The sequence below is a fragment of the Xanthomonas cassavae CFBP 4642 genome (assembly GCF_000454545.1).
GTDB classification, from domain to species: Bacteria; Pseudomonadota; Gammaproteobacteria; order Xanthomonadales; family Xanthomonadaceae; genus Xanthomonas; species Xanthomonas cassavae.
Genome location: NZ_CM002139.1, coordinates 531,538 through 549,208 on the forward strand (window position 1 = coordinate 531,538; position 17,671 = coordinate 549,208).

Genomic DNA, 17,671 nt, shown 5'->3' on the forward strand with positions numbered 1-17,671 from the left:
GCGGTCGCTCAGACCTATGGGTTATCGGTCGACCACGCCGCCTCTCGACGCCTAATCTGGCAGATCGCCAAGAGATAAGGGGTTGGGGTGAGGGGCGCTTTTTGCACACATCCCGGCTCGCGACACCAGCCCCGTAAACTCCTTGGCTGCCCAAGCGCATTTCATGACACGTGAACATGCACCCGCATAGGTTCCCAACCTGATCAGGAGAACAGCTCGATGCGTTATCGGTCGTCCACGGTCGTTGCCCTCACCGCTCTGACGCTGGCCGCCTGCAGCAGCACGCCACCGGCGCCTCCCACGCCGCCGCCGGCTGCGCGTGTCGTGCCGGTGCGCCCGGTGCAACAGGCCGAAGCCGCCTTGGCCTCGGCATCGGGCAGTCTGGTCAGCGGCCGGGTGGTGCTGGTACCTGCGTTGCAGGGCATCCGTATCACCGGCACGGTCGGCGGGCTGCGTGCCGGTGCGGTGGCCGGCTTCCATGTCCATGAGCGCGGCGATTGCAGCGCTGCCGATGCCAGCAGCGCCGGTGCGCATTTCAATCCCGCCGGGGCGCCGCACGGGCGGGCCGGCCACGGCGCGCATCACCTGGGGGACATGGACAATCTGCGCGCCGATGCCGACGGTGTCGCGCATCTGGACATGATTCTCTCCGGCATCAGCCTGGGCGACGGCGCGCCCAGCGACGTGGTCGGCAAGGCCCTGGTCGTGCATGCCGATGCCGACGATTACCGCAGCCAGCCCAGCGGCAACGCCGGCGCACGCCTGGCCTGCGGCGTCATTCGCGTCACCCAGTGGCGTTCACCCCCTTCGCAGCCCTGAGTCGGGGCATCCATGGCCGTATCCGCGGTCTCTACAGGAGCTTTCCATGCGCATTCTTCCCATCACGTTGTTTCTGGCCACCGCCCTGGCATTGACCGCATGCAAGCGCGAGGAGCCCGCACCGGCCGATCCGGCCCCCGCGCCGCAAGCCGGCACGCCGGCCGATGCGGCGCATGGCGGCGAGCATGCCGCCTCCATGGTCAGCGAAGCGGCCGCCACCACCACGGCCACCGCCGAACTCAAGCCGACCAAGGGCAACGAGGTCAAGGGCACGGTGACCTTCAAGACCGTGGACGGCGCGCTGCGCGTTACCGGTCAGCTCAGCGGGCTCAAGCCCAACAGCGAACACGGCTTCCATATCCATGAAAAGGGCGACTGCAGCGCGCCGGACGGCAGCAGTGCCGGCGGGCACTTCAATCCGGCCCAGTCCGACCATGGCAACATCAGCGCCGACCCGCATCACGGCGGCGACATGCCCAACGTCACCGCCGACGCGCAAGGCAATGCCAGCATCGACGGACCGGTATCGAGCAACGTCAATCTCGGCAAGGCCGACCAGTTCGACATCGCCGGCCATGCCGTGATCGTGCATGCCGACGCCGACGACTACAAAACCCAGCCTACCGGCAATGCGGGCGGCCGCCTGGCTTGCGGCGTGATCACCACCGACAACGCGCAGGCGGCCACGCGTTAACTCCCAATTCTCGGCCGCGATTGAAACGCGGCCGAGGAAACTCACTGGGTGGCTGATACATCTCGGTAACACGATTTTCAACTTGTGCGCAGTTCGTGGGAATCGACTCGCACAGATAGTTAATTCGGGTAATTGGACGACGCTGACCACTTGGCTCGTCGGTGATCGTCTCGCTGCGCGTACGTATTACCGAGGGTGCCCACGGATGCGGAGGCATAAAAATCAGCCATGTCGTTACACTGGGCTGCTCGAGTTGGTCGTATGAGAGGATCTGCTCCATGACCTTCTTAAGACTGGTCGTGTAAACCTTTAAGCCTGGTCCGGCCATGTCCTTGTTCAATTCCACATCGTTCCGATCCGGTAGATCATTCAGAAATTGCGCTGCATGTGCGTACTCCATCGGAAGAGTGTCGCGAACAGTCGTTCTCAGTTCGTCGCTGCAAGACGGGGCTTCTACCTTTTGCTTTTCTGGAATAGGGGAGCCCGAAAAATTGAATTGCTTAGTAGTGAGCGCAATTTGTAGTGGTGCGGACGAGGAGTCGCATGAGAAGCGCCATTTGCGCGCGGCATCGAGCACGGCATTGTCAGCGTCGGCATAGCCGCTGCCCGTTTTTGGGCTGGCTTGTGTCTTGCCATCGGCGCCCGGGCGTAGGCTCAGTTCAACAGATCCTTTCGCGCGCTCGCGTGTTAGTCGCTCAGGATAGACCGGCCGGTGCTCTCGCTCGGTAAGCGCTAACTTGCCAGCGCCTGCCGCGGATCCTGATCCGGCTCCACATGCACATAGAGAACCGATAGCCCGTGCGCCTCCAGCACCGCGGCCATTTGCCGCTGGCGCGAGAGGAATTGTTCGTAGACCCCACGCAGGCGCTCGCAGTGTTCGCGGTCGTGCGCGTAGTAATCGCACCAGCCGGCCGGATCGAACAGGGCGATGCGCACTTCGCCATCGACGTAGCGCAGGACCGGCTCCGGCGCCTGCTCCAGCCACTCTTCGCTGGCGGGCGCGAGCAGGGCGGCTTCGATCAACGGCCACAGCGGTGCCAGGCCCTGGTTGTCGTACTGCATCGACATCATCGCCGCCAGATCGTGCACGGTGAGATAGCGGGCATGTTCGATGCGCGCGCCGAAGCTCTCCTGCGCCAGCAGCGCGGTGTCGGCCTGGGCCATGCCCTGGGCCAACAGCACCTCTTCCATCGCCTCGGCCACGATGGCCACAGTCTGTGGGTCGCCGGTGAGCAGGAACGGCAGTACGCGCAGCCCGCCACCGGTGAGCTGCGCATCGGCCTGGAACGGCAGCGGAATCTCGCCCTGCGCATCGGCGCCGAACGCCAGCACCCGCGGGCCCTGGTCGCGGCCCGGGGCGCGGGCGTGCAGTTCTTCCAGGCGGCGGTGCAGCGGCCAGCCCGGCCGCAGCACCTCGGCCGGGTCGAAGTGCGCCATGGCCACGCTGAGCTCGAGTTCGCGCACCTCGGGGATCCACTGCGCCAGGTCGCGGCCCAGACGTTCGGCCAGCATGCCGGCTTGCTCGGGCGCCAGGGCGCCGCGCTCGGGGGCGGTGCCGCCCGTCAATTCCAGCGCCAGCACACCCATGGCGGTCACGCCGTGTTCGGTCTTGCTCATGATTCGCGGTTGGCCCATCACCGGGTCGAAGCTACACTGCGGCCATTATGCCTGCCGGCCCTGTGCAGGCCATGTCCCCGAGTCCTTCATGCCAGGTCAACCGATGCCCGCAGCCCGTCCCGTCGCCATTCTGGGCGGCGTTCGTATCCCGTTCTGCCGTCAGAACACCGCATACGCGGACGTGGGCAACCTGGGCATGTCGGTGCGCACGCTGGGCGCGCTGGTCGAGCGCTTCGGCCTGCATGGCCAGCAATTGGGCGAAGTGGCGATGGGGGCGGTGATCAAGCACTCCTCCGACTGGAACCTGGCCCGCGAGGCGGCGCTGTCGTCGGGTCTGTCGCCGCTGACGCCGGGCATCACCCTGCAGCGCGCCTGCGGCACCAGCCTGGATTCGGTGATCACCATCGCCAACAAGATCGCGCTGGGACAGATCGATTCGGGCATTGGCGGCGGCTCGGATACCACCTCCGAAGTGCCGATCGTCTATGGCAAGAAATTGCGCGCGCGCCTGATGGCGGCCAACCGCGCCAAGGCCACCGGCGACAAGCTCAAGGCATTGCTGCGCGGTTTCAAGCTGAGCGAGCTCAAGCCCGAGTTCCCCGGCGTGGCCGAGCCGCGCACCGGCAAGAGCATGGGCGACCACTGCGAGGACATGGCCAAGGAATGGAACATCGCGCGCGATTCGCAGGACGAATGGGCGGTGGCCTCGCACCACAAGCTGGCTGCGGCCTATGAGCGCGGGTTCTTCGATTCGCTCATCGCTCCGTTTCGCGGCGTGTCGCGCGACAACATCCTGCGCGCGGACACCTCGCTGGAAAAACTCGCCACGCTGCGCCCGGCCTTCGACAAGACCTCCGGCCGCGGCACGCTCACCGCCGCCAATTCCACCCCGCTGACCGATGGCGCCGCCGCGGTGCTGCTGTCCAGCGAGGCCTGGGCGCTGGCGCATGGCCACACGCCGATGGCCTACCTGCGCGATGCGCAGGTGTCGGCGGTGGATTTCGTGCATGGCGAAGGCCTGCTGATGGCGCCGACCATCGCGGTGCCGCAAATGCTGGCGCGCCAGGGCCTGACCCTGCAGGACTTCGACATCTACGAAATCCACGAAGCCTTCGCCGCACAGGTGCTGTGCACGCTGCGCGCCTGGGAAAGCGAAGATTACTGCCGCACCCGGCTGGGCCTGGACGCGCCGTTGGGCCGCATCGATCCGGACAAGATCAATCCGTTGGGCTCGTCGCTGGCCACCGGTCACCCGTTCGCCGCCACCGGGGCGCGTGTGGTGGCCACCGCCGCCAAGCAACTGGAAGAACGCGGCGGCGGCCGCGCGCTGATTTCGATCTGCACTGCCGGCGGCATGGGCGTGGTGGCGATCGTCGAGCGCTGACGCTGCTGCGCAGCGGGATTGGGCATTCGGGAGTGGGGCTTCGCAAAGGCGGAACCCGCTCTTGCGAATCCCTACTCCCTACTCCCGAATCCCCAACCTGCAAGGACGCATGGATGTCGAACGATGCGCAGCACGAGTCACCCAGCCTGTACCTGACGCCGGTGCAGGGCGATGTGTGGCGCGAGGGCGATGTCCTGGTGTGCACGCCGGGCGCCAACCTGCCGCCGCGCTGCGTGAAGTGCAATGCGCCGGCGGATCTGCCGCCGCGCCGCTACATCTTTCATTGGCACCATCCGGTGATCTACGCCGCGCTGCTGCTGGGCGTGCTGCCGTATCTGATCCTGGCGATCGCGCTGCGCAAGCGCAGTGGGCATGTGCTGACCTTGTGCAGCCTGCATGAGCGCCGTCGGGTGCGCTATGTCGCTGTGGCGCTGGCCTCGGTGCTGGCGCTGCTGGTCTGCGGCCTGTCGCTGCACAGCGAGTTCCGCTGGGTGATCGGCAGTGCAGTGATGGCGGCGATGCTGCTGGTGGGCAGGCTGGGGTCGCGGGTGTTGTCGCCGCGATCGATCGGTCATCGGCAGGCCCGCTATCTCGGAGCCTGCGATGCGTTTCTGCAGGAACTGCCGCCGCCACCGCCAGCGGCCTGGCGCGGCAACTGATCGGATCTGGCGTCGCGCACCCTACACCTATGGAGGGCTGCACGCGCCAAGCCGTTCTCCAACATGCGTGCACACCGGCTGCCTGCGTGCGTGCGTGCTTGTGCAGGGAGCTATGGCAGCGGCCAGACGCTCCTATGCGTCGGCGTACTAGTCCACCAACCAGCCAATGCCAACCCCTGCGCCGCTCCCGGCCGGGCGCGGCGCGCGCTGGTCAGGGCAGGCGATTGTCCGGTGCGAGCGGATCGGCCGCAGGCGTGGTGCCGACCGCGACGAGCGGCCCGCGCAGCGATTGTTGCGGCATGCCCTCGATCACCGGCTCGCCGCGCGCAGCGCGCAGCGCATTGGCGTAGCAATGCTGGGCCGACAGCAGATCGCCGGCGGCGGCAAACCCGTGTCCCAGCTCTTCCCAGGCGTCGCTGCCGGCACCATTGGCGAGCGCGCGATGCAGGAACTCCTCGGCCTGCGACCACTGTTGCTGGTGACGGGCCAGGCGCGCCAGGGTCAGCAACAGGCCCGGGCTGTCCGGATACTGGGTCAGCCAACGCTGCGCGCTGGCACGGCGCGAATCATATTTTTCCAGCGGCAGCACCCCGTACAGACGTACCAGCGATTCGTCCCATTGCGTATCCAGCGCCTGTTCCAGGCTGTGCACGGCGGCATCGTCCCAATGCAGCACGGCGGCACGCTGCGCATAGGCACCGACCACCGCCGGGTGGGTGCGCAGCGGCTTGGGCAGCGCTTCCCAACGTTCGGCCAGCGCATTGGCATCGCCGGCCTGCAGCAAGGTCTGTTCGGCCAGTGTGGCCTCCAGCGCGCCATAGGCTTCCGGCGCCAGCACCGCCTGCTGGCGCAGTGCGCCCAGCTGGCCGTAGGCCTCGTCGGCGTGCCCGATCTGGGTCAGCGCATGCGTGCGCAGCAGCAGGCCGCGCGCCGGCAGCGGCTGGGCGCCGGCGGCATCCAGCGCATTGATCGCCTCGATCGGGTGCTGGCGTGCCAGATGGCGTTCGCCCTGCAACAGGGCATACGCGGTGGGGTCGCGCTCGGCCAACTGTTGGGCCAGCGCACTGGCTGCCGCCTCGTCGCCGCGTGCATCGGCCACCCGCACTGCACTGGCCAGCGCAATGCCGCTGACATCCTCGTCTTCGCTGGCATTGACCAATAGCCGCTCGGCACGCTGCCACTGGCCGTGATCGGCGGCGCGCAGGCCTTCGATCAGGCGCGCGCGGCCCTTCTTGCGACGGTATTTGCCCCACACGCGGAACGGCAGGCTGATCAAGGTCCACAGCAACCACAGCAGCAGCAGTGCGATGATCAGGATCAACGCCGCCTGCGGCATCGCGGAGCGGTACTCGTTGCCACCGACGCTGACCACCACATTGCCCAGGTCGTAGCTGGTCTGGTGCGAGAGCCACTGCGCACCGAGCACGCCCAGCGCCACGGCAACCAACAGGATCAGCACGGTACGCAACACTTTCATTGGGTGGATCTCCCTTCACGCATGGCCTGCAGTTGCAGCAGGGTGGTGCCCAGTTCCGGCAGTTGCGGACGCAGCGGCGCTTGTTGCAAGGCGCGCAGGCGCGATCGCACCTGCGCCCGTTGCGGTGAATCCGGCCACAGCCGGGTGGTCCAGGTATCCACGCGGCGCAGCGCCTGGGCAAGGCCCCGCGCATCGCCACGCTCGGCCGCCGCGCGGGCCAGGCTGAGTTCGATCTGCAGCGCGTCGCCGGCAGCGTGGCGGTCGCCCCCAGTCAGCAGCGCATCGCCGCGGCTGGGGCGGATCTCCACCAGCGGCGCCAGCACGTTCTGCCACCACGGCCGCGCCGCGTCGCTGGCCTGCGTGGTCTGCTCCGGCAGGCGCTGCAGATCGGCGGCAACGCGGTCCAGGGTCTGCCCCACCTGGGCCTGCGGGCCGGCACCGAGGCGATCCAGCGCGTCGCGTTCCTGCACCAGTGCCTGGCGCAGATCGAGATAGCCGGGATCGTCGATGCCGTTGAGCGCGCCGTTGGCCAGCGCGTACGCGCGGCGTGCGCCATCGACATCGCCGGCGATGCTGAGCCGCTGCTGGCCCAACCGCAGCAGCAGTTCCACTTCATCCAACTGTAGTGCCTGGGCGCCATGGCGGTTGGGGTCGGCCAGTTTCTGCACGGTCTCTTCGAGCAGCGCGCTGCGCTGGCTCAGGCCCAGCATTTCGTCGCGCAACACGCGATTGGTGGCGGCCGCATCCTGCAGGCGCTCGTTGGCCAGCCGTTGGTCGCGTCGCAGCGTTTCCAGCAGCTGCTGCGTGCCGTCCCAGCGCTGTTGCTGCGCCTGTGCCGCCTGCAACTGCGCTGCGTGATAGCCCTGCCACGCTCGCCAGCCGAGAAACAGCGCAACGCCTACGGCCAGCACGGCGATCGCCAGCAGCAGCCAGGCCCAGGGAACGCGTCGCGCGGGAGCGGGCATTTCGGTCATTCGTACATCCTCGGATGGTCCCTACTGGCGCAGGCGCCACAGTCATCCGCCACAGCATGGCGTGCGTCGGCGGACGCCTGCAAGCCGCGCTCGGGTTCGCAGTTCAGCAAGGTCGCGGCGGTGTCACGAGCGTAGCGGCGGCCGCAGCCAGTTGTGTAGGCAGCGGTCCTTCGGCGCGCACCACATGATCGAATCCAGCTGCGAGCGCGGAGGCGCGCATGCGCTCGCTGGAAGCGACCACTGGACGTTGCCGCCATGCGTCCACCAGTGCGTTCGGCAGTTGCTGCAGGACCAGTGCCAGCGCCTCGCCACTGCTCAGCGCCAGCACGCTGCGCGGCAGTGCCGCCGCCAGCGCCTGCACCGCCGCGCGGCGCAGAGGCAGCGCAACACGCTGGTACACCTCGGCGCGCAGGACGCGGGCGCCGCGCTGCTCCAGCGCCGGAGCGAGCATGCCGCGGCCCCCGGGCGCGGTGATCAGCCCCACCGTGTGCAGTGGCGGCTGGAACAGCGGCAGGGCGAGCAGGCCTTCGCTGTCCATGCGGGCAGGGCGGGCCACCGCGTCAACGCCACAGGCATGCAGCGCGCGTGCAGTGCCTTCGCCCACGCTGACCCAGTGCGCCTGCGGCGGCCGGCGCAAGGGTGCGAGCCGCTGCGCGGCCTGCACTGCGGCGGGGCTGGTGAACACCACGATGGGCGCCTGCACCGCCTGCTGCAACGCGCTGCGCGCCGGCGCGGTGTCGTTGGTCTGCAGCCGCCATGGCGACAGCGCGAGCACGCGCCCGCCGTGGCGCGCGGCGGCCCGCCGCAACGGCGCATGCTCGCCGCTGGGGCGCAGCGAAACCAGGGTCCAGCTGGCGGTGGCCGTGCGGGTCATGCGGTGATTATGCGAGAGCATCGCTCTCGTGCGCGGCCGGGCGAGGCATCCGCGTGATCGACCAGCCGGGCGGTACAGGCGCACGGGGTGTGCACAGCGGTGCGGCACATCGCGGCTCATTTGTGGGGACCTGACTCTCATTTCGTCCCCTCTGGCAAATCCGCCCGATCGCGCCACGATCCGGCACGACAACCGAGCTGGAGTCGCGCCGCGATCAAGTCCTATCTCATCAACATGCAGCGCAGCGGCGACCGGCTGCGGGCGATGTCGGCGCGGTTGCAGGCGATGGACCTGCCGCCCGAGCGCTTGCCCCGCGGTGGATGGAGCGACCTCGACGCCCGAGCAGATCGTCGCGTTCGTGCACGAGCGCCCGCTGGAAGGATCCGGCGAAGGCTACAGCAGCGGCCCGCGTCGCTGGACCGCCTCCACCATCGGCCGCTTCCTGAGCCGCCAGGCGGCCTGGCGCATCGCCGCCGATTCCGACGATGCCTACACCGCCATCTTCGAAGACGACGATGCATTGCCGGCGCTGTTGCGCAGCACCGACTGGCTTCCGCACGGCACCAGCATCGTGCGGCTGGAGCCATCCTATAACCGGATCAAGCCCGATGCCAAGGTAACCGAGATTGCCGGCCGTCAATTGCGCCTGGTGCGACCATCGCGCCACCAGCATTGCTGGACGGTGTGCGCCGGCGCACGGATCATCAGTCGCGGGGCGGCGCGCTTGCTGCTTGCCCCCGATGCGCGCTGGCACACCATGGCCGACATCTTTTTGTTCGGGTGGAACCCGTCGCCGGTGGCGCATCAGCTGGCCACCTACCAGCTCTCCCCTGGCGGCCTGCATCCAGGACAAGTCCTTCCATGCAGCGCGCATGCGGCCCACACGCGCACACGCGTTCAGCGTTGCCTGACCTGCGATTCGCCAGCGACCAGCACGCGGGTTTGACGCGGTCTCAGCACCACCGGTCATCACGCGATGCTGCACGCGTTCACCATGCGGTACCGCATGTCGTCTCCTTGCACAAGACGCTCGCCGGACATTGCGGCATGATGCCGCCCTTCGCCGTCTTCCCGCCTTCGTCGATGACTCCTTCGTACACGCTCGCATCCGCCCTGCAGTCGCTGCAGCAGCAATTCATCGCCATGCCGCCGGTGCTGTCGATGGGCATCGCCGTCGACGGATTGCACGATGGTGCGCTGCGCCTGCGTGCGCCACTGCAGGCCAACGTCAACGACAAGGCCAATGCGTTCGGTGGCAGCCTGGCCTCGCTGATGACGCTGGCCGGCTGGGGCTGGCTGACGCTGCAGCTGCAGCTGGCCGGACACGATGCCGACGTCTATGTGGCCGATAGCCAGCTGCGTTACGTGGCGCCGGTGTATGAAGAGCTGGTGGCCGACGCGGCGCCCTCCGAGCTGGGCGGCTGGGAGGCGTTTCTGGCCACCTTCCGGTAGCGCGGAAAGGCGCGGATCGGCATGCGCGCGCAGATCGCGCTGGGCTCGGGAACGGCCGCGGCCACCTTGAGCGGGCGTTTCGTGGCGTTCCCGAAACGGTAGGATGCGGGCTGGATCGGGGGAAAGCGGATGCGTGCAGTCATTGGAGCGGTGCTCGTGCTGGGATTGGCGCTGCTGAGCGGGGCAGCCTCGGCCGGCAGCCGGGCGCAGGCGCGTGCGCTGGAAACCACCCAGGCGGCCTATACGGCCGCGGTGCGCTGGAGCGATTTCGACGCCGCGCAGGGGTTTATCGAACCGGCCTATGCCCAGGCCCACCCGGTCAGCGACCTGGAACGCTCGCGCTACGAGCAGGTGCAGATTTCCGGCTACCGCGAGCTGCGTACCGGCGATGATGCCAACGGCGACCTGCGCCGCGAGGTGGAGTTGCGGGTGATCAACCGCAATACCCAGGCCGAACGGCTGGTGCGCAGCATCGAGATCTGGCGCTGGGATGCCGAGCACAAACGCTGGTGGCTGGCCAGCGGCCTGCCCGACCTGTGGAAGGGCCAGTAGCCCGGCCAGTGTGCGCTGGCCGTCGTGCGTGCCAGCTGTGCGACAATTCCCGCCCGCTTGACTGACCCTGACCCCGTGAATTTCGAAGAGCTTCAGGCCTTTGTCGGCCGCAACCCCATGTTGTCGCTGGCCCTGGTGGGCCTGACCATCGCCCTGATCGTCACCGAGGTCGCGCGCCTGTTCCGTGGGTACCGCGCACTCAAGCCGGCCGAGTTGACCCGCTTGATCAACAGCGAAGACGCGCTGGTGATCGACCTGTCGCCCAGCGCCGATTTCGAGAAGGGCCATATCGCCGGCAGCCGCAACGTGGCGCTGGCCAAGTTCGACCCGGCCAGCAAGCTGCTGACCAACGCCAAGGCATCGCCAGTGGTGGTGGTCTGCCGTAGCGGTAACACCTCTGCAGGCGCGGCCAAGACGCTGAAGAAAGCCGGCTTCGAGAAGGTGTACTGGCTCGAAGGCGGCGTGGCTGCCTGGCAGATGGCCGAGCTACCACTGATCAAGGGCCGCTGATCCGCCTTGTGCGGCGCCCGACAAGCCCCCATTGCTTGCGTGAGATACTTGCGTTTTCACGTCTGCATCATTCAACGCTGCATCCACCGAACCGTTTCTGGAGTTAGGAATGTCCGACGAAATCCTCAACGGCGCCGCTGCGCCGGCCGACGCCGCTGCTGGTCCCGCCTTCACCATCGAAAAGATTTACGTCAAGGACGTCTCTTTCGAATCGCCGAACGCACCGGCGGTGTTCAATGACGCCAACCAGCCCGAGCTGCAGCTGAACCTCAACCAGAAGGTCCAGCGCCTCAACGACAACGCGTTCGAAGTCGTGCTGGCCGTGACCCTGACCTGCACCGCCGGTGGCAAGACCGCTTATGTGGCCGAAGTACAGCAGGCCGGCGTGTTCGGCCTGGTCGGCCTGGAGCCGCAGGCGATCGACGTGCTGCTGGGTACCCAGTGCCCGAACATCCTGTTCCCGTACGTGCGCACCCTGGTCAGCGACCTGATCCAGGCCGGTGGCTTCCCGCCGTTCTACCTGCAGCCGATCAATTTCGAAGCCCTGTACGCAGAAACTCTGCGTCAGCGTCAGAACGAAGGCACCTCGCTGGCCGATTCAGAGCCGGCCGGCAACGCCTAAGCTGCGGTTGCGCCGATGAGCGATTCGACTCACAAGATCGCCGTTCTCGGCGCCGGTTCCTGGGGCACGGCCCTGGCCGCGCTGCTCGCCAGGCACGGTCATCCGACCGTGCTCTGGGGCCGCGATGCGGCGATGGTGGATGCCATCGACCGCACCCACGAGAACGTGCGTTACCTGCCCGGCATTCCGCTGCCCGCCAGTCTGCGTGCCACCACCGACCTGCAGGCGGCCGTCACCGACGCCACCTGGATTCTGGTGGTGGTGCCCTCGCATGCCTTCACCGAAACGATCCGGCTGATCGCTCCGTTGCGTCCGGCCAACGCTGGCGTGGCATGGGCGACCAAGGGCTTTGAACCGGGTTCCGGACGCTTCCTGCATGAAGTGGCACGCGATCTGCTCGGCCCGGCGGTTCCGCTGGCCGTGGTGACCGGGCCGTCCTTCGCCAAGGAAGTCACGCTTGGCCTGCCCACTGCCATCACCGTGCATGGCGACGATGCCGCGTTTGCGCAGGTCGTGGCCGATGCGATGCATGGCCCCACCTTCCGCGCCTACACCGGCGATGACATGGTGGGTGCCGAACTGGGCGGCGCGATGAAGAATGTGCTGGCCGTGGCCACCGGTGTGGCCGACGGCATGCAGCTTGGCCTCAACGCACGCGCCGGTTTGATCACGCGTGGCTTGAACGAGATGCTGCGTCTGGCCGCGGTGATCGGTGCGCGTCCGGAAACCCTGATGGGGCTGGCCGGGTTGGGCGATCTGGTGCTCACCTGCACCGGCGATCTGTCGCGCAACCGGCGGCTGGGCCTGGCGTTGGGGCGCGGGCAGAGCCTGAACGATGCGATCCGCGAGATCGGCCAGGTAGTCGAGTCGGTGCAGACGGCCGACGAGGTCATGCGCCAGGCCGAGCAGCATGGCATCGAACTGCCGATCTCCAATGCCGTGCGCGCGGTTCTGCATGGCGAGATCACGCCGGAGGCCGGTTTGCAGGGCCTGCTTGCACGCGAGCGCAAGCCCGAGTATCCGCAGACCTTGTTTACCTGATCGTGGCATCGCGCATTGACGCGCTGCGCAGAAGCCAACAAAAAGCCCGGCATTGCCGGGCTTTTTGTTGGTGTCGATCGCGAAGGCTGGCAGCAAGACGTAGCCGCTTGAACGCGCTGCACCGTGCTTCTACAGGAGCCGCATTGCGGGCGAGCTGCGCGCAGCGCCCGCCGCCCCCCAAAAGAAAGAAGCCCGGTCGGGGGACCGGGCTTCCGATGCAACGCGGGAGAGAGAGTCGCGTTGCATTTAAACGTGCGGTTTACCAGCTGAAGCGCGGGCCAACCGACCATTCCTTGTTGCCGTCGCCATCCATACGGATGTCGCCGTTGATGCCCCAGTTCTGGTTCAACTTCACCTGCGCGCCAAGGCGGCCGTAGAAGTTGTCGCCGATGTCGATGCCGCGCTTCTTGGAGAAGTCTTCGTAGCCAGCCAGGGCATAGACTTCGAAGTGTTCGCCGAAGGCGTTACGCAGACCGGCTTCCACGCTGTAGCCGTCGAAGCTGATGTTCGGGGTGTCCAGGTCCAGCTTGCGGTACGCAACGCGCGCAACGAAGTCGGTGCTGGTGGCGATCTCGTGATTGTAACCCACACCCACGCCCCACTGCTGGAAGTCGGAGTTGGAGCTTTCGAACACGTTGTCGTTGTCGTCGGCATTCTGCTTGCTGTAGTCACCGAACACGTGGAAGTTCGGAGCAACGGCGTACGAAGCCTTCAGGCCCCAACCGTCTGCATCGCGACCTTCGGTCGGGGTGCGCACATAGTCGCCTTCGACGAAGTTGTAGGAGAGGTTTTCGGCAGCGGAGGCCGCAAACGGCAGGACAGCGAGAAGGCCGAGGGCCAGCAGAGAAGTCTTCATGATCGAGATACCTGTACTTATGGTTTGGGCCGGCGCTGAGGCGGATGCCGTTCGCTGCCGAGATGTAAATTCTCCGTTATTCGATGGAACGCGACATGAATTCTGGACTGAGCAGTTGATAAATCATCGCACCAGATTCAGCTGCGCTTTCTTGTATTGCGCCCCGGTAGCAGTAAAGCCAAGCCCAATTGTGACGAACTTCCCAGCAGCGGATCCGGAGCCGTATAGCTAAACTCTTTGCGCCTGCACGGGATAGGCAATGTGGACTGATGACTTCCAGTGAAGAGCAGGGCGGATCACGACAACGACGTTGGAAGATCCCAGCAGCGTGGGCGCCGCGCGCACGCAACGCTACATCTATGATGCTGCAGGCCTGCTGCGTGCATCCGAAGATGCGTTGGGTGGGCGTGTACACCAGTTCTACGATGAAAAGGGCCGGCTCGCGGCGCAAGTCGATGCCACGGGCACCGTCATCGGCTATAGCTTCGACGGCGCGGACCGGGTGGTCGCCACCACGACGCACGCAAATCGCGTCACGACCTCAAACTGGCTGGTGGACGGAGCAGTGGTCCCGGCCATGGTGTCGCAGATCGGGCTGCAGACAGACAGCGCCAACGACCGCGTCACCCGTCGTAGCTACGACGACGCAGGTCGGGTACTGACTGAGACCAGTGCGGTCGGTACGGTGACTCGTTATGCGTACGATGACGCCGGGCGCCTGATCACCGCCACTATCGGCACCGGGGCCACGGCACGGGTGACACGTAACTTCTACGATGCTTCGGGTCTGCTCACAGCGACGCCGGATGCCGAAGGCGTCCTGGTCGAACGCGGCTACGACAAGGCGGGAAGACTGATTCGCACCATCGCCTATGCAACAGCCACAACGGCTAGCCTGCGCGCCGCCGGCACGCTACAGCAGCTACGTCCAGCAGCCGCAGACGGGGATCAGACCATCCGCCTGTTCTATGACGGACGCGGGAATCTGGTTGGCCAGCTCGATCCGGAAGGCTACGTCACCGAGTACGTCTTCGACGAGGATGGCAATAGTCGTGCGACGTTGTCGTACTACAGGCAGGTGCCGGAGGCGTCTCGCACGGGCGACTGGGCAAGCATTCGCGGGCAGGTTGCCGCGGTAGCGGATGAAGCTGCCTATCGGCAGCAGCGTCGGCAGTTCAATAGCATGGGTCAGCTGGAGACCGAGGTCTCCACTAGTGGTCTGGTGACGCGCTACACGTACGATGCGGCGGGTCGTCTGGCGCAGGCCATCAGTGAAGACCGCCGTACAGACGAGTGGGGATGGGAGATCGTTAAGACGCGGGAAAATAACCGTTTCTATAACGCGTTTGGTGAGTTGATCGCCGAACTCGATGGTGCTGGCTCGGAGAAACTGGTCGATGTGCAGTCAGAGCAGGAGCGTCAGGAGCTGATTGCCCGTTGCGCAACGCATTATCAGTACGATGCGCTGGGTCGCATGATCCGCAGCACCAATCCCAACGGGGTCGCGACATGGTTCGTCCATGATGCCGAAGGGCGCCTGCGCTACACCGCGCAGGGCATGTCCAGTGCGGAAGGCGTCAAAAACGCACAGGCCGAAGTCACCGAGTGGCGTTACAACGCTTTTGGCGATCAGACGGAGCAGATCCGCTATGTCGGCCGCCTGCAGTTGGCCGTGCCCGACAGCCGTCAGAGCCTCCTGGATGCACTCGGCACCCTATCTTTCACAGCCGCAAACGACGCGCGCCAACAATTCACCTACAACGCAAACGGTCAGGTCATCACGGCGACCGACACGCTCGGTGTACGCACGCTGCAGACCTACACGTGTTTGGTCAACTGGAGCGGATTGAGCGTGCAGCCGGCACGCCACGTGGCACGGTCACGACCTACAGCTACGATCGTCGCGGTCTGCAGTTGCAGACTGTGCAGGACGCTGGAACGCGACGGCTCAACTTGACGCAAAGCGTTCGCTACGACGCCTTTGGACGCGCCGTCAGCCAAACCGACGCGCGTGGAAACCTGGCTAATCTCTCGTACGACAGAAATGGCAGGATGATTCAGGTCTCGCGCATGGTCGACGATCGCGAGGATGTTAGTGATCTCCCAGTTGCACTCGCAGGGGCCCCAGATCTTACGCACCCACCTGGGCCGGGGAAGCTTTCAGAAAGGTGACTTTTTGTAGCCCCAGTTTCTGTATGAGCCTGTGAGGTCTCGGGAGAGGGCACCGATGCTGGCGGGTGAGCAGTGACAGCTCGGTCACTCTCCAGCCAGACCATTCATCTGCCAGGTGCGCGTGAAAGACGTAGCGCGGGCCGCAACTAGACGCCAGGCATACATTCCCGCTGCCAAGCTACCTGCTCAAAGATAGCGTGGAGCTGCATCGTGGGCAAGAAAAAGACGTTGGCACGGTTTCTGGCCGAGACGCTGCAGAGCGCTGGTGTGCAGCGGATCTGGGGGTTGACCGGCGACAGCCTCAACGGCCTGACCGATGCCTTGCGCGAGATGCAGACGATCGAATGGATGCATGTGCGCCACGAAGAAGTGGCCGCGTTCGCCGCAGGCGCCGAAGCGGCGGTGACGGGCGAGCTGGCGGTGTGTGCGGGCAGTTGCGGGCCCGGCAATCTGCATCTGATCAACGGGCTGTTCGACTGTCACCGCAGCCGGCAACCGGTGCTGGCGATCGCCGCGCATATCCCCTCGTCCGAGATCGGCTTGAGCTATTTCCAGGAAACCCATCCACAGCAATTGTTCCGCGAGTGCAGCCACTTTGTGGAGCTGGTGACCAACCCGGCGCAGCTGCCGGAAGTGCTGCACCGGGCGATGCGCACCGCCATCCTGCAGCAGGGCGTGGCGGTAGTGGTGATTCCCGGCGACATCGCGCTGCTGGAGGTGGACAAGCATCTGTCGAGCGCATGGCCGGCGCTGCGCGCACCGCGCCTGTTGCCGGCCGCCGAGGATGTGCAGCAACTGGCCGAGCTGCTGCAGCAGAGCACGGCGGTCACCCTGTTATGCGGCAGCGGGTGCGCCGGTGCGCACGATGCGGTAGTGGCCCTGGCCGATACGCTCGGCGCGCCGATCGTGCATGCGCTGCGCGGCAAGGAATACGTGGAGTGGGAAAACCCGTTCGATGTGGGCATGACCGGCTTGATCGGCTTCAGCTCCGGCTACCACGCGATGCTCAACTGCGACACCTTGATCATGCTGGGTACGGATTTTCCGTATCGGCAGTTCTATCCGAAGGACGCGACCATCGTGCAGGTGGACCACGACCCGGGCGCGCTAGGGCGGCGCACGCCGCTTCAGTTAGGCATTGCGGCGGATGTGGGCGAAACCATCGCGGCCTTAATGCCGCAGTTGCAGCGCCGGGAAGATCGCCGCTTCCTTGAAAAATCGCTGGAGCACTATCGCACCGCGCGCGACGGGCTGGACGATCTGGCCGTGCCCGCCGATCCGGGCGAGCCGCTGCATCCGCAGTTCGTTACCCGGCTGATCAGCCAGATTGCCGATCAGGATGCGGTGTTCACCTGCGATGTCGGCACGCCCACGGTGTGGGCCGCGCGCTACCTGCGCATGAACGGCAAGCGCCGTTTGCTGGGGTCGTTCAACCATGGCTCGATGGCCAATGCCATGCCGCAGGCGCTGGGCGCACAGGCGGCGTTTCCCGGGCGTCAGGTGATCTCGCTGTCTGGCGATGGCGGCTTTGCAATGTTGATGGGCGACTTCATCTCGCTGGCGCAATTGAAGCTGCCGGTGAAGATCGTGGTGTTCAACAATGCCTCGCTGGGCTTTGTGGCGATGGAAATGAAGGCGGCCGGTTACCTGGATACCGGTACCGAGCTGCGCAACCCGGATTTCGCCGCGATGAGCAATGCGATGGGCATCCTGGGCATCCGTGTCGATGAGTCGGCGCAGCTGGAGCGCGCGTTGCGGCAGGCATTTGCGCATTCCGGTCCGGCGCTGGTGGATGTGCGTATCGCCACGCAGGAGCTGGCGGTGCCGCCGGCAATCAAGCTCGAACAGGCCAAGGGTATGGGCCTGTACATGCTCAAGGCGGTGATGAGCGGGCGCGGCGATGAGGTGTTGCAGCTGGTCAAGACCAATCTGCGCTGAGACAGCAGCCACGCTGCACACTACCGCCTG

Annotated in this window: 15 protein-coding genes and 2 pseudogenes; 12 read left to right on the top strand and 5 right to left on the bottom strand. The window is 66.1% G+C overall.

Features of this window, described 5'->3' with window-relative positions; translation table 11 throughout:
- Positions 1 to 219: 219 nt before the first annotated feature.
- Complete coding sequence (locus XCSCFBP4642_RS0102235) at positions 220 to 819, top strand: superoxide dismutase family protein (RefSeq protein WP_029218351.1); 600 nt, start codon at positions 220 to 222, stop codon at positions 817 to 819.
- Between the two features lie 46 nt (positions 820 to 865).
- Positions 866 to 1,513: a superoxide dismutase family protein gene (locus XCSCFBP4642_RS0102240; protein WP_029218352.1), complete on the top strand. Its 648-nt coding sequence runs from the start codon at positions 866 to 868 to the stop codon at positions 1,511 to 1,513.
- 732 nt (positions 1,514 to 2,245) lie between these two features.
- Here XCSCFBP4642_RS0102240 and XCSCFBP4642_RS0102245 read toward each other — a convergent pair.
- Complete coding sequence (locus tag XCSCFBP4642_RS0102245) at positions 2,246 to 3,130, bottom strand: hypothetical protein (protein ID WP_029218353.1); 885 nt, start codon at positions 3,128 to 3,130, stop codon at positions 2,246 to 2,248.
- Positions 3,131 to 3,218: 88 nt separating this feature from the next.
- On the opposite strand from XCSCFBP4642_RS0102245, the gene XCSCFBP4642_RS0102250 reads away from it, so the two are divergent.
- Together XCSCFBP4642_RS0102250 and XCSCFBP4642_RS0102255 are read left to right on the top strand one after the other, a co-directional pair.
- Positions 3,219 to 4,514: an acetyl-CoA C-acetyltransferase gene (locus tag XCSCFBP4642_RS0102250; protein ID WP_029218354.1), complete on the top strand. Its 1,296-nt coding sequence runs from the start codon at positions 3,219 to 3,221 to the stop codon at positions 4,512 to 4,514.
- Positions 4,515 to 4,627: 113 nt separating this feature from the next.
- Positions 4,628 to 5,173, top strand: a complete 546-nt coding sequence (locus tag XCSCFBP4642_RS0102255) for a hypothetical protein (RefSeq protein ID WP_029218355.1) — start codon at positions 4,628 to 4,630, stop codon at positions 5,171 to 5,173.
- 211 nt (positions 5,174 to 5,384) lie between these two features.
- On the opposite strand, the gene XCSCFBP4642_RS0102260 is transcribed toward XCSCFBP4642_RS0102255, so the two are convergent.
- From XCSCFBP4642_RS0102260 to XCSCFBP4642_RS0102270, 3 genes are all read right to left on the bottom strand, one after another.
- On the bottom strand, positions 5,385 to 6,650 hold the full coding sequence (locus tag XCSCFBP4642_RS0102260; RefSeq protein ID WP_029218356.1) for a heme biosynthesis protein HemY: 1,266 nt from the start codon (positions 6,648 to 6,650) through the stop codon (positions 5,385 to 5,387).
- Positions 6,647 to 7,624, bottom strand: a complete 978-nt coding sequence (locus XCSCFBP4642_RS0102265; protein WP_029218357.1) for a uroporphyrinogen-III C-methyltransferase — start codon at positions 7,622 to 7,624, stop codon at positions 6,647 to 6,649. The genes XCSCFBP4642_RS0102260 and XCSCFBP4642_RS0102265 overlap by 4 nt, the downstream gene beginning before the upstream one ends.
- A 103-nt stretch (positions 7,625 to 7,727) precedes the next feature.
- Positions 7,728 to 8,498, bottom strand: a complete 771-nt coding sequence (locus tag XCSCFBP4642_RS0102270; RefSeq protein WP_029218358.1) for a uroporphyrinogen-III synthase — start codon at positions 8,496 to 8,498, stop codon at positions 7,728 to 7,730.
- Between the two features lie 234 nt (positions 8,499 to 8,732).
- On the opposite strand from XCSCFBP4642_RS0102270, the pseudogene XCSCFBP4642_RS23845 reads away from it, so the two are divergent.
- From XCSCFBP4642_RS23845 to XCSCFBP4642_RS0102300, 6 genes and pseudogenes are all read left to right on the top strand, one after another.
- Positions 8,733 to 9,367 (top strand): annotated as a pseudogene (locus XCSCFBP4642_RS23845) (glycosyltransferase family 25 protein); the annotation flags it as partial.
- Between the two features lie 214 nt (positions 9,368 to 9,581).
- Positions 9,582 to 10,052, top strand: a pseudogene (locus XCSCFBP4642_RS23850) (YiiD C-terminal domain-containing protein).
- A 27-nt stretch (positions 10,053 to 10,079) separates the two neighbouring features.
- On the top strand, positions 10,080 to 10,502 hold the full coding sequence (locus tag XCSCFBP4642_RS0102285; protein ID WP_029218359.1) for a hypothetical protein: 423 nt from the start codon (positions 10,080 to 10,082) through the stop codon (positions 10,500 to 10,502).
- A 75-nt stretch (positions 10,503 to 10,577) separates the two neighbouring features.
- Positions 10,578 to 11,012: a rhodanese-like domain-containing protein gene (locus tag XCSCFBP4642_RS0102290; protein ID WP_029218360.1), complete on the top strand. Its 435-nt coding sequence runs from the start codon at positions 10,578 to 10,580 to the stop codon at positions 11,010 to 11,012.
- 109 nt (positions 11,013 to 11,121) lie between these two features.
- Complete coding sequence (gene secB, locus XCSCFBP4642_RS0102295) at positions 11,122 to 11,634, top strand: protein-export chaperone SecB (RefSeq protein ID WP_010370592.1); 513 nt, start codon at positions 11,122 to 11,124, stop codon at positions 11,632 to 11,634.
- 15 nt (positions 11,635 to 11,649) lie between these two features.
- Positions 11,650 to 12,675, top strand: a complete 1,026-nt coding sequence (locus XCSCFBP4642_RS0102300) for an NAD(P)H-dependent glycerol-3-phosphate dehydrogenase (protein WP_029218361.1) — start codon at positions 11,650 to 11,652, stop codon at positions 12,673 to 12,675.
- A gap of 259 nt (positions 12,676 to 12,934) precedes the next feature.
- Here the strand turns inward: XCSCFBP4642_RS0102300 and XCSCFBP4642_RS0102305 are convergent, their stop codons facing one another.
- Positions 12,935 to 13,531, bottom strand: a complete 597-nt coding sequence (locus tag XCSCFBP4642_RS0102305; RefSeq protein ID WP_029218362.1) for an OmpO family porin — start codon at positions 13,529 to 13,531, stop codon at positions 12,935 to 12,937.
- A gap of 328 nt (positions 13,532 to 13,859) precedes the next feature.
- Here XCSCFBP4642_RS0102305 and XCSCFBP4642_RS0102310 point away from each other — a divergent pair, with 328 nt between their 5' ends.
- Together XCSCFBP4642_RS0102310 and poxB are read left to right on the top strand one after the other, a co-directional pair.
- Complete coding sequence (locus XCSCFBP4642_RS0102310) at positions 13,860 to 15,488, top strand: hypothetical protein (RefSeq protein ID WP_235048262.1); 1,629 nt, start codon at positions 13,860 to 13,862, stop codon at positions 15,486 to 15,488.
- Positions 15,489 to 15,931: 443 nt separating this feature from the next.
- The gene (gene poxB / locus XCSCFBP4642_RS0102315; protein ID WP_029218364.1) at positions 15,932 to 17,641 is read left to right on the top strand and encodes a ubiquinone-dependent pyruvate dehydrogenase; all 1,710 of its coding nucleotides are present in this window, start codon (positions 15,932 to 15,934) and stop codon (positions 17,639 to 17,641) included.
- The last annotated feature ends 30 nt before the right edge of the window (positions 17,642 to 17,671 follow it).

Bases quoted from the DNA above. Each gene is read 5' to 3' on its own strand.
- XCSCFBP4642_RS0102260 (WP_029218356.1), bottom strand. From the start codon at position 6,650: ATGAAAGTGTTGCGTACCGTGCTGATCCTGTTGGTTGCCGTGGCGCTG.
- XCSCFBP4642_RS0102250 (WP_029218354.1), top strand. From the start codon at position 3,219: ATGCCAGGTCAACCGATGCCCGCAGCCCGTCCCGTCGCCATTCTGGGC.
- XCSCFBP4642_RS0102240 (WP_029218352.1), top strand. From the start codon at position 866: ATGCGCATTCTTCCCATCACGTTGTTTCTGGCCACCGCCCTGGCATTG.
- XCSCFBP4642_RS0102305 (WP_029218362.1), bottom strand. From the start codon at position 13,531: ATGAAGACTTCTCTGCTGGCCCTCGGCCTTCTCGCTGTCCTGCCGTTT.
- XCSCFBP4642_RS0102300 (WP_029218361.1), top strand. From the start codon at position 11,650: ATGAGCGATTCGACTCACAAGATCGCCGTTCTCGGCGCCGGTTCCTGG.
- XCSCFBP4642_RS0102265 (WP_029218357.1), bottom strand. From the start codon at position 7,624: ATGACCGAAATGCCCGCTCCCGCGCGACGCGTTCCCTGGGCCTGGCTG.
- secB (WP_010370592.1), top strand. From the start codon at position 11,122: ATGTCCGACGAAATCCTCAACGGCGCCGCTGCGCCGGCCGACGCCGCT.
- XCSCFBP4642_RS0102255 (WP_029218355.1), top strand. From the start codon at position 4,628: ATGTCGAACGATGCGCAGCACGAGTCACCCAGCCTGTACCTGACGCCG.
- XCSCFBP4642_RS0102235 (WP_029218351.1), top strand. From the start codon at position 220: ATGCGTTATCGGTCGTCCACGGTCGTTGCCCTCACCGCTCTGACGCTG.
- XCSCFBP4642_RS0102245 (WP_029218353.1), bottom strand. From the start codon at position 3,130: ATGAGCAAGACCGAACACGGCGTGACCGCCATGGGTGTGCTGGCGCTG.
- XCSCFBP4642_RS0102270 (WP_029218358.1), bottom strand. From the start codon at position 8,498: ATGACCCGCACGGCCACCGCCAGCTGGACCCTGGTTTCGCTGCGCCCC.
- XCSCFBP4642_RS0102285 (WP_029218359.1), top strand. From the start codon at position 10,080: ATGCGTGCAGTCATTGGAGCGGTGCTCGTGCTGGGATTGGCGCTGCTG.